The organism is Neobacillus cucumis (assembly GCF_023715505.1).
In genome coordinates, this window is the sequence record NZ_JAMBOH010000021.1 from 1 (window position 1) to 10811 (window position 10811).

Consider the following 10811-nt stretch of genomic DNA (forward strand, 5'->3'; position numbering starts at 1 on the left):
CACACCAGGCATTTAAATCGACATATAGGGATTTTCATTGTTTTCTCGTCGGTTAACCCAAATCTCCAATAGTATCCATTTCTATGGATATTTCCTGCACCAATACATTTACAATTAGGGCATTTATCTAATATTGGAAAATCATTTTCCTTTCCTCTTTCTGCATATTCAATTAAATCAATTCCGAAATCATGAGAAATGACCATAAAAAAACTTCCCCCTCATAATATGCAGAAAATTTAGCATATTAATCCAGGAAAGTATAGTATTTAATCTGGAGAAATTTGAAAAAATTCTTCGCATTTTAGAGGAAATAAAGTGACTGTTTACAGCATTTTATTCAGTTTTCTCATCAACATAATCTACACCTTTTATTTTTGCGTTAATGACCTTGTTACTAAAACTGTCTCCTTTCATTACATCATGAAAACTTTGTCCATATTCTAAAAAACTTAATATTTCGCTTTCTGATAAATGATCCATAGGAAATGGAAAGTGTTCCGTTTCTTTAATCGAGTTAACTAATTTTTGAAATAAAGATTCTCCCTCTTTAGTAATAGAGACAATTTCTGATTAAAAAAAATATTCCAATTAATCGAGTGAAAACTCTGTCCTCTCTTTCAAGAGGTCAGATCAATATTCCTGGACTAGTTTTTTCGCTTTCAGTATCAAGCACTCCCATTTCTTCGACTAAAGAACTTTTAAAACACATCTGAGAATTCCGTGATACATACCTATTTCTTTTATCAACAAAAGCTGTGTTTCTATTAAAAGGAGGTTGTAGTCACTACTTATATCAAAATAAGATATAATGATAAAAAAATACATGAGGTGAATAGAAATTGAATTTTCATTCTGAGTCAGAAAAACATACTGAACAATGCAATGACCAAGAATATGAAACAAGAGATTACACGAATAGATTGGAAGCTGAAAAGGAAGTGGATGATAGAGGATTTCAAAAGTGGTTTAAGACTAGGAAAAATACAGATAATGAGAGCAATGGGAAAGTAAGCTCACCATCTAGGTTCCGATCATCAAAAAAGAAAAAGAAATTGGAGATGTCTTGGGTAAAACTTCTCTTTAAAATCATTGTAATAGGAGTTGTCTGTTACAACATCAAATACATTTTGGACTTTATGAAAAATCCTATTAGTAATTTTACTCAGATATTATATGTGGTTGGAATTTGTGCGGGAATAAATTTTATGGCCATTTGGATTCTCTTTTATAAGAATTCGGTCATAAGATTTTATCTTTCCTTAGTTGCCATTATCGGAGCCTTTGCCTATTACTTCTATGTGAATTATACGAATCATTCCTTTTTGGGGGATAACCTCATCACATCGATTCTTGTTATTATTTCAGTTTTGATGGTCATACACCCTAAAGTAAATTATTATCTGAAAAGTACCGTATTACTGTTGATCCCTATAGTAGGAATCTATTTTAGTGGCAATACATTTGCCCTCGTGTGGACTCTAATGTTTAATGCAGGATTGATCCTATTCTTTAGAGTGTCTAAATCAAATAAAAAGAAAGAACAAACAAAGAGAAATAGAAAGCATTCTGCTTAATAGTAGCTATTTGTTTGAGTAAATACCCATTAATAAAAACTTGAGGATTATCCAATGCTCCTCAAGCTTTTTTGTTTGCTGTTAATTAGTTCACCGCCGCTCATCGATCATCCTTTTAATCAAGTCGTTCTTTTCTTTTCCAATCTGTAAAGCTTCCAATCACCTGATTCAATATCATTTTTCAACATGGTTTCATGACGCTCGGCGATGAAATAAAGATAGGCTTCCATTTCACCAGTATCATGATAAACCACTTGCCTTTTGCGGTTGTATAAGTTATTTCGATTATTTGGATGGTAATCTTCCAATTCATCCAGCCTTAGAAGCTGTTCATCGGATACAAGGTACAATTCACCGTAAACTTTATCATTGATCGATTCCTTCAATGCCGGGTAACCGATTCCTGTATCAAAAAGTCGACCATTTGTCCACGCTTGATTGGCGATTAGTGTGGCCCCCTTCATTAAATAGTGATTTGTTTCATTTTTTCTTAATGTTCCATAAACAAACACAGCAATGTGGTTCATCTTACTTCAGTCCTTTCATTCCATACCAGCCTTTCGATTTGACGCAAGGTTCCCTGCAAATTTCTATAATCACGAAAAACCTCGCTTATTAAGGCAGCGGTGTTATAACAGGCTTCAATATTCAAGATTTAGGAAGATGTATGTTCATAGATGTAAACGGCAGAAAGATTGCACTCTGAATTCCATGCATTGCCAAAATTCTTGTGTCACTGCTGACGTCTCCTGTTGTTCTCCATCCTGCCCATCCCATTCGTTTGGCAGCTTCTTCAAAGAATTTCCCGTATTATTAAGGTATAAGGATGATAACTGCCTCAGGATGTGACAATGTACCATTACTTCATCCCATTAAACTTTTTCTTCCGAAATAGTGAAAATCCTCTAAAAATAAAAAGATTTTTTAAACTATATACGATTCACGTTAACTACCTGTCCAGAACCGACATAAGTTCAATCATGTTAAAGAAAAACATATTTTAGATATTTAGTTTTTCTTAACCTAAGAGCATTCTCTCTCTTAGCTAAACGTGTGATAGAATAAAATTAAAAAATAAGGCAGCTGATCGATTATGATAGATTCCCCGTTTGTTAGAAGTGTCATTTTAAACCGAGAAGATGTACCTTCATTTTCTAAATATCCATTTAACCTCCCAAGTATAAAGACTTTAAATCAGCTTCCATTTCATCCCAAGGTTACCTACCTGATCGGTGAGAACGGAATGGGGAAATCTACTTTATTAGAGGCAATTGCCGTTTCCTTAGGTTTTAATCCAGAGGGTGGATCTTTTAACTTCAACTTTTCAACGTTTGATTCCCACTCTGAATTAACAAACTATATTAAACTGATCAAGGGGATTGATAAGCCAAGGGACGGTTTCTTCTTACGTGCTGAAAGCTTTTATAATGTCGCTTCCAATATTGAGGAATTGGACCAGGGGGGGCTTGGTCCGAAGATTATAAATTCTTTTGGCGGCCAATCGCTTCATGAACAATCACATGGAGAGGCCTTCTTCTCAACCTTTATTCACCGTTTTGGAGGAAATGGAATTTATATTCTTGATGAACCTGAAGCTGCTCTTTCTCCCTTACGTCAAATGTCAATGGTTACGAGAATACATGACTTAGTAAATCAACACTCCCAACTAATTATTGCTACCCATTCACCAATCATTATGTCGTATCCACATTCTTACATATACGAATTAAGTGAAGATGGAATGCAGGAGAAAAAGCTTGAAGAAACTAATCATTTTCAGATTATGAAACGGTTCTTAAATGACCCAAAAAGAATGCTTCATCATCTTTTGGAATCATAAGTAGATTGTAAAAGGCATAAAATCAAAGGGAAGCACACGTTCCATGTGCTTCCCTTTGTGCTATGGCTGCAATCTCTATGTTGTAAGTCCCTTATTTCCAAGGCAAGCGCAAAATTTGACAAATTCAACAAAAACGTATGAATAACACAAGGACAATCATCCTTACTTTTCTCCTCTTCTAGTTTTCAAAAACAGGCACAAAAATGGGACTCTAGTATTTTTCCGTTTTTATGCTCATCGGCATACCATATAGTACCGATTGTTTAAATGGAAAGGAGGAGTGGATGTTGAGTAAGAAGAAAAAAGGCAAGTCACTTTGGCGCCCATTATTGGCAGCACCCGCTTTATTTTTTCTTGCCCCTGTTTCCATTGGATTGTATCTAACTCATCCCCTTCCGGCAAAAACCACGAAAACACCGAAGGAATACGGTCTTGATTTCAAAGATATAGAATTTTTCAGCCGAAAAGATCAAGTAAAGCTGTCTGGCTGGTGGATTCCGGCAGCTTCAAAGCAAAGCAAGAAAACGGTGATCACTGCACACGGGTATATGAATGAACGTACCATGGAAGGGATTGAAGGACTACAACTCGCCAAAGTTCTCTCGGAACATGGATATAATGTACTGATGTTTGACTTTCGAAATACAGGCAAGTCGAAGGGAAGAACCACAGGGATCGGATATTATGAAAGGCACGATTTGTATTCCGCAATTGAGTATGCTACACAGGAAAAAAGTCAGGAAAAGATTGCTCTCCTTGGTTGGAGTATGGGAGCTGCTGCTGCACTTATTGCCGGATGCGAACATCCTGCTGTTTCCGTCATCATTGCCGATAGTCCCTTTAGTGAATTAGGACCTTTTTTAAAAGAAAATCTCTCTTATTGGACCAAGCTGCCAAGAAAGCCTTTTACATCGATTATTTATCATTCGATGAGATTACTCCTCAAAATCGACCCTACGGAAGTTTCACCCATCAATCATTTAAAAAATACAAAAGGAAAATCGTTTTTCATCATTCATAGTAAAACAGATGAAGCCATTCCTTATGCTGAGAGTGAAAAAATTGTTCAATCGATCTCATCAGATAACCATAAAGAATTGTGGCTGACGAACGATTGTCCACACATTCATTCCATTCTTTTGAATAAAGAAGAGTATGCACGCCGTGTACTCCAATTTCTAGATCAGTACTTAAAGCTTGGTTAAATCCGTATTCAGCCGAGTTATCCCTTATAAACAAAAAGGGCGATGACACTCTGGCCGTCATCGCCCTTTTTTATGCTTATCATCATGTTCCAACTAAATACAATTTGCGTCCACTACCTGTCCAGCTACCGACATAAGTTCATTTATGTTCACCCATCCGCTAATATTTTGAGATTGATCAACACCTTCTATGGTAAAAGTCAGGCTAATATTGTTGGGAAGTTTCAAAGTGGATCTTTTGCCAATGCAATTCTGTGCTTTTTGCAGTGAATCCACCCTTACTCCTTCAAACGAAATCATATATCTTTGCATCGGTATATAAATTAATACTCCCCTTGAAAGGTCATAGGTCCTAATAAAACCTTCGGCAGTGGTTCCATCTCGGAAAGATAATCTGACCCATCGCTTTTGCTGATAGCAAGCAAGAATTTTTTGAAATAGTCCTTGTCTGTAGTCATAGTAATATAGATAGAAAGGCTGGTAAGGAATATCTGGATACAATGCAGTCTCCCCCTTTCTTTATCAGTACATCTTTTCATGTATATGAGGAAAAAAAAGGGTTGGTGCTTGTCATCACCTGGTATGTATAAAAAAAGCGAATAGTGCTGACTATTCGCTTTTTCTATTTGGTTATCCAATTTATCAAGAAAGGCAATTTGTACTTTATTTAAAGGATTCATAATAGATAATCTCTTCTTTAGAAAGAAAGTTCCTTAGCTTCAGGCTTATTTTCAGGAAATCCAATCCCGAGTATGGCTAATATCCGCCGGTCGTTAGGGATATTTAGCGAGTTTCGAACCCAATCTTCTCGTTTGGCAGATTCTTCTGCATCTTCAAAATTATAAACCGCTCCAAAGCCAACACCAACTTCAAGTTCTGTTGCTCTCAACCACATAAAGGAGGAAGAAATGGACCCATCTTGAATCCAGTATTTACTTACGTCTGGGCGCCCTGTAATGACAATGGCTGCAGAGGCTTCTTTTAACCATTCCATGTAGGGGGTTGTTTTTTCTAGCGTCTCGAGCTTCTGCTTATTTGTCACTAGGATCAATTCTCTTGACGGAAGATTATTCCCTGTGGGAGCTAGGTAGCCTGCCTCAAGAATACCTTCCAGTAGATCATTAGGAACGGGTTTGTCTTTGAAACTAGTAATCTCACGTCGTGTATGAATAGCTTTTAATACGTCCATAAAGACCCTCCTGATTTATTTACTTATTAAATTTGTAAACCTTTATGTTTAAAAAAATGACCCCGACAAATGAAATGGTATAAAATACAATGCCAGTAACGGTGTTCGGAGATAATAAATCAATAAATTCCATTTCATTCCCTCACTTGAAGTCTAGTTATGATATATCGCATTAGGATATATTATTATTTAAATTATATCATGTAAGGTCTGATTGATTAGACCACATTGTCCTAGAATTCAGTTTTAACCGATTTTAACTGAATGGAATCCCAATTTGTTCGATAAAAGCGAACCATTACGCTAACTCCAAACACTGTGAGATAAGAGTATAAGGAGATCCATGCGCCCATACTGCCCCAATCGAGGACAAAAGTGAAGGCATAACTGAGTGGAACAAAAAATAACCATCCTAAAACACAAGAGATTTTTAATAAAAACGATGTGTCGCCAATCCCTCTTAGACCACCGGCATAAAAATTTAATAGTCCATCAAACAGTTGCAAAAATGCCGAAATCTTAACTAATTCTGCGGCTGTTTTATAGACTTGGACATCGTGGGTATAAATCTTTGCAATTGGTTCTGCCCAGCAAAATTCAATGACACCCAAAATCAATAGAAAGATACACCCTAAAACGGACGTGTTTGTCCCTGCTTTTCTTCCTAATCTGGGGTTACCTCTGCCGACTTCTTGACCAACAAGAATGGTCGCCGTTGATCCAAATGCAAAAGCAGGCATGAATCCAAGACTCATGACACTTAGGGCCACTTCATTGGCTGCTAACGCATTCGTCCCTAATCGTGTAACAAAAGCCGTAAAGACAAACATCGCCATGGCCATCGAAAATTCTTGTATGCCTAATTTTGCACTTTCAGCTAAAATTAGTTTTGATTCTGCTCGGTCAAAAGCAATTCTTTTGCGTGTTTCATATTTTGGATGTAATTTTATGAAATAAATATAAGCACAAAAAAGAAACGTGACCAATTCTCCAGTAAAAAAGGCGATACCTGCCCCAATCAAACCTAATTTAGGAAGTGCAAAATTCCCATAAGTCAATCCATAAGTAAGAAAAATCATAAAGGCCCCGCCTAATATGGTACTGATCATTGGTGTTTTAGTATCCCCAATCCCGCGGAGAAATCCATGAATAACAAAGGTGAAAATCGAAAATACCATTGCAAAAAAACGAAATTGTAAATAACTTTTCCCTTCTCTAATCATATCAGGTGAACTGCCCATTAACTTAAAGATGGCTTCTGGAAATAATAAACCTACTAATAAAACCATTGTGGCTGCCGCTATACAAAGATAAAAGGCGATATAGGTACGTTCAACACCTTTTTTCATGTTGTTTGACCCGTAATTTTGTGCCACTAAATAATTGGTCGTATGCCCTATTCCCGAAAATAATGCCCAGGCATTATACATAATAATGTTCGAAACCCCCACGATGGCAATCGCAAGGGCACCCAATTGACCAACTAAAATGAGATTTATGGTTCCTGTAAGTGTTGATGAAGCAAATGAAGCAATCGAAGGTACCGCAAGCAGTAATATCTTTTTCCATTCTTTCAACATGTTGTTAATCCCCTATGATCCCTTTTTAGATGAAATATTCTATCCATTTAAGCATATCCATTCCCTGTATAATAGTTATTCTATTAATTTTGGATAATTCCTCCTATGCATGGTACTTCCCTTCCATGTCCCACAAGCCTGCAGCCCGCTAAAGCCGAGTTCCTCTAAGTACCTTTTTCTACCAATATGTTTTATTATTATTACAATAAATTATTTATCTATTTTTAAATGAATAGCACCGGAGGGGAAAACTTTATGTCTATACCAATCAAAAACCGCTTTCTTTTTATCACTGCCGTTGCTTTGGGAACGTTGCTGAATCCCTTGAATTCTTCGATGATTGCCGTTGCGCTTTCCCGCATCCAAAATCAATTTTCTCTTTCGTTCACAGATGCATCTTGGCTAATCTCCACTTATTATCTTGCCAGTGGCATCGGTCAGCCGGTAATGGGGAAGCTTGGCGATGCCTTTGGCCTCAAGAAAATGTATTTAATCGGGCTGATTATGATTGCAGCAGCATCTTTTGCAGCTCCCTTTTCTCCTAGTTTTGGCTGGCTGATTGCGATCAGGATTTTCCAGGCAATCGGAAGTTCAGCGCTTTTCCCGGCAGGAATGGGAATCATCCGCAAATCCATCACGGAAAATCAAGCACAGGCATTGGGTGTCCTTTCGATTTTTTCATCCGTATCTGCTGCATTCGGTCCTTCCATCGGTGGATTTCTCACACACTACTGGGATTGGCAAGCAATCTTTTTGGTTAACTTTCCATTCATTTTGGCAGCCTTTTTTCTGGGATTATTTATTCTTCCAAAGGATAGAAGAGATAGCAGCCGGAAAGTGACGATTGATTATATCGGAATCCTTTTATTTGCTTTGTCCATTTTAAGCTTGCTATTGTTTTTGCTGTCTTGGGAAAGTGGTGTGAACTGGGTTGAACTTTTGGTAAGCCTTGGTTTTATCTTCGTTTTTTATAAAATTGAAAGCAAACAATCGCAGCCGTTTATCAATGTATTAGCTCTTAAAGAAAACCTAAATATGAGCTTTGTGTATGTGCAGTTTATCCTTGTCAATGTGATTTTCTACTCGATCTTCTTTGGGGTGCCGCTCTATCTGCAAAATGTTCGCCATTTCGATCCCAAGACTACGGGGCTTATTATGCTTTCCATTGCCGGTTTTGGTGTTATTGTGTCGCCACTTGCTGGTCGATGGATTGACAATCGTGGTTCAAAGCCTGCTTTAATCGCAGGGACATCCTGCATGATTGCAGGTTCCTTACTTCTTCTTACCATCCACGGTTCATCGCCGGCGGCATGGATTTTCTTTTCTTTATCAGTCCTTGGATTAAGCAACGGCTTCAATAATCTTGGTTTGCAGACGGCACTTTACACGTTTGTTCCTCCTGCTGAAACCGGCACGGCTTCGGGGCTTTTTATGACATCACGATACATAGGGACGATTTTTTCTTCTAGTTTACTGGGGATTTTATTTGGGAAGCATTTTTCGACAAGCCATTTTCATGTAATGGCCATCATCTGTGTGATCATCGGAATCTTGATTATGCTGTTGACACTTCGGATGCCCCAGTTACAAAAACAGAGTCAATAGCAAAAGGGACACTGAATTGTGTCCCTTTTTTAAACAATGGAATTTGGAGCCTGTCTAATTTTACAGCATCAATTTAGATTTTAGATAATGGTAAACCCCATCTTCATCACAAGTGAAATCAGTCACGTCATCCGCGATTTCTTTAATGCTATCAGGTGCATTTTTCATTGCTACGGAATACTTTACGAGCCGCAGCATAGGCAAATCGTTATCGCTATCCCCAATTGCCATTGTTTCAGTCTCGGACAAATCAAAGTGCTTTAACATCTGTTGGATACCGGTTGCTTTGTTCACGTTCGCCACCATCAGTTCGACGTTATGTTCCGTCGAGATGGAGGTGGTAAAGTCTATTTCTTTCTTTAATTGCTCCAGCTCTTCTTTCCAGCGATTAATCTGTTCTTTTGATCTGGCAAAGAAATAGAATTTGGAGAATTCATCTCCCATAATTTCATCCGACCATGCAATTTTTTCTTTTATCGCTTCCTTACGGGAAAGCCACTCATTCATGCCAACACTTTCCGGCTTAGGGTCTCTTATTTCATTTTCTACATATAGCTGATCCTGTTTTAATGTCATTCTAGGAGTGCCATATGGAAACAGCTCATAATACACTTTGTTCTCCCTTGCCATTTGAATAACAGTTTCTACTAGCTCACGCGAAAGGGAATGCTTAAAAATCACTTCATGGCCTGCATATCCGACCATTCCATTGGAGGCTACGACTCCATCTACTTGAAAACCTGGCGGTACGAGTCCCTCTATTTCCTCAAACGCCCTGCCTGTAGCGATGAAAACCTTGATTCCATGTTCTCTCACTTCATCAATGATTTCTTTCGTATGTATACTTACCTTATTTTGATGGTTTAAAATGGTGCCATCCATGTCTAGAAATATGGCCTTTGGTTTTAAGTTCACTCATATCCCCCCTGAAATGTAAAAGAAGTTCATTTAGTAAGTATACACTTTATTGATATTTCCCACTATAATTCCATCTCCCGTCCTCAATTTCGCAAGCATCCTTTATTATTGAGGGTCATTTCATGACCAAGCCACCATCTACATTCAGGCATTGTCCAGTAATAAAAGAGGATAAATCAGAAGCGAGAAATAATACACTTCCGGCGATATCCTCTGGCCGAGCCAATCGGCGTAAAGGGGTTAACTGAATAATGGCATCTCTCACCTCTTCCTTTGTCTCCTGGCTTGAGTCTGTTGGATAGGTTAGGCCAGGAGAAACAGCATTCACATTAATACCGAATGTCCCTAGTTCTTGGGCGAGATTTCTGGTGAAACCTAGTAAGCCCATCTTTGCGGTTGTATAGTCATGATAAGGAACAATAGGAAAATCGATTAAATTACTAACCATATTGATGATTCTTCCCGACATTTGATTCTTCATGTGAGGCATGGCCGCCTTGCAAATGTTAAATGCCCCCTGTACGCTTCCTGTCCATTGTTGGTTGTAATCTTCCCAGTCGATTTCCCACGCCGTTTTCCTGGTTTTTGGATTAAAAGTATAATGACTTAGTGCATTATTTACTACTACATCAATTGCTCCAAGGGAATCGATAATTTGTTCCATCATTTCATTTACCTGATTCCTATTTGTTACGTCAGCCTGTATAGCGGCTGCCTGCCCTCCCAATGACTCTATTTCACTTACCACACTTTCGGCAAGGGCTTGATTCTTCAAATAATTGACCACCACAAATGAACCTTCCGCAGCAAACCTTCTCGCCATCTCTGCGCCAATCCCCCTGCTTGCTCCCGTAATTAATACAACTTTATCCTGCAAATTCAAAGGTAGCCCTCCTT

At 38.1% G+C, this 10811-nt stretch carries 10 protein-coding genes and 1 pseudogene; 4 read left to right on the forward strand and 7 right to left on the reverse strand.

The genetic code is table 11. The annotated features are described in order from the left end of the window. A pseudogene (locus M3226_RS22660) lies at nt 1–206 on the reverse strand (DUF6431 domain-containing protein); the annotation flags it as partial. Nucleotides 207–842: 636 nt separating this feature from the next. Here M3226_RS22660 and M3226_RS22665 point away from each other — a divergent pair. Continuing rightward, on the forward strand, nt 843–1577 hold the full coding sequence (locus M3226_RS22665) for a hypothetical protein (protein WP_251570916.1): 735 nt from the start codon (nt 843–845) through the stop codon (nt 1575–1577). 119 nt (nt 1578–1696) lie between these two features. On the opposite strand, the gene M3226_RS22670 is transcribed toward M3226_RS22665, so the two are convergent. Then, nucleotides 1697–2104 (reverse strand): gamma-glutamylcyclotransferase family protein, encoded by a 408-nt coding sequence (locus tag M3226_RS22670; protein WP_251570918.1) that lies wholly within the window; start codon nt 2102–2104, stop codon nt 1697–1699. 566 nt (nt 2105–2670) lie between these two features. Between M3226_RS22670 and M3226_RS22675 the strand changes: the two genes are divergently transcribed. Together M3226_RS22675 and M3226_RS22680 are read left to right on the forward strand one after the other, a co-directional pair. Then, nucleotides 2671–3417: an AAA family ATPase gene (locus tag M3226_RS22675; RefSeq protein ID WP_251570920.1), complete on the forward strand. Its 747-nt coding sequence runs from the start codon at nt 2671–2673 to the stop codon at nt 3415–3417. Between the two features lie 284 nt (nt 3418–3701). Next, on the forward strand, nt 3702–4622 hold the full coding sequence (locus M3226_RS22680; RefSeq protein WP_251570922.1) for an alpha/beta hydrolase: 921 nt from the start codon (nt 3702–3704) through the stop codon (nt 4620–4622). A gap of 93 nt (nt 4623–4715) precedes the next feature. Here M3226_RS22680 and M3226_RS22685 read toward each other — a convergent pair whose 3' ends face one another. The 3 genes from M3226_RS22685 to M3226_RS22695 all read right to left on the reverse strand — a co-directional run bounded on the left by M3226_RS22685 (nt 4716) and on the right by M3226_RS22695 (nt 7391). Continuing rightward, complete coding sequence (locus tag M3226_RS22685) at nt 4716–5123, reverse strand: hypothetical protein (RefSeq protein ID WP_251570924.1); 408 nt, start codon at nt 5121–5123, stop codon at nt 4716–4718. Nucleotides 5124–5319: 196 nt separating this feature from the next. Then, on the reverse strand, nt 5320–5811 hold the full coding sequence (locus M3226_RS22690) for a nitroreductase family protein (RefSeq protein WP_251570926.1): 492 nt from the start codon (nt 5809–5811) through the stop codon (nt 5320–5322). A 233-nt stretch (nt 5812–6044) separates the two neighbouring features. After that, entirely contained in the window at nt 6045–7391 is a 1347-nt protein-coding gene (locus M3226_RS22695; RefSeq protein ID WP_251570928.1) for an MATE family efflux transporter, read from the reverse strand. A gap of 255 nt (nt 7392–7646) precedes the next feature. Here M3226_RS22695 and M3226_RS22700 point away from each other — a divergent pair, with 255 nt between their 5' ends. Next, nucleotides 7647–8996, forward strand: coding sequence for an MFS transporter (locus M3226_RS22700; RefSeq protein ID WP_251570930.1), 1350 nt, complete (start codon nt 7647–7649; stop codon nt 8994–8996). A gap of 60 nt (nt 8997–9056) precedes the next feature. Here the strand turns inward: M3226_RS22700 and M3226_RS22705 are convergent, their stop codons facing one another. Both M3226_RS22705 and M3226_RS22710 read right to left on the reverse strand, forming a co-directional pair. Beyond that, nucleotides 9057–9911, reverse strand: coding sequence for an HAD family hydrolase (locus M3226_RS22705; protein WP_251570932.1), 855 nt, complete (start codon nt 9909–9911; stop codon nt 9057–9059). Between the two features lie 118 nt (nt 9912–10029). Further along, nucleotides 10030–10797, reverse strand: a complete 768-nt coding sequence (locus M3226_RS22710; protein WP_251570934.1) for a 3-oxoacyl-ACP reductase — start codon at nt 10795–10797, stop codon at nt 10030–10032. Between the last annotated feature and the right edge of the window lie 14 nt (nt 10798–10811).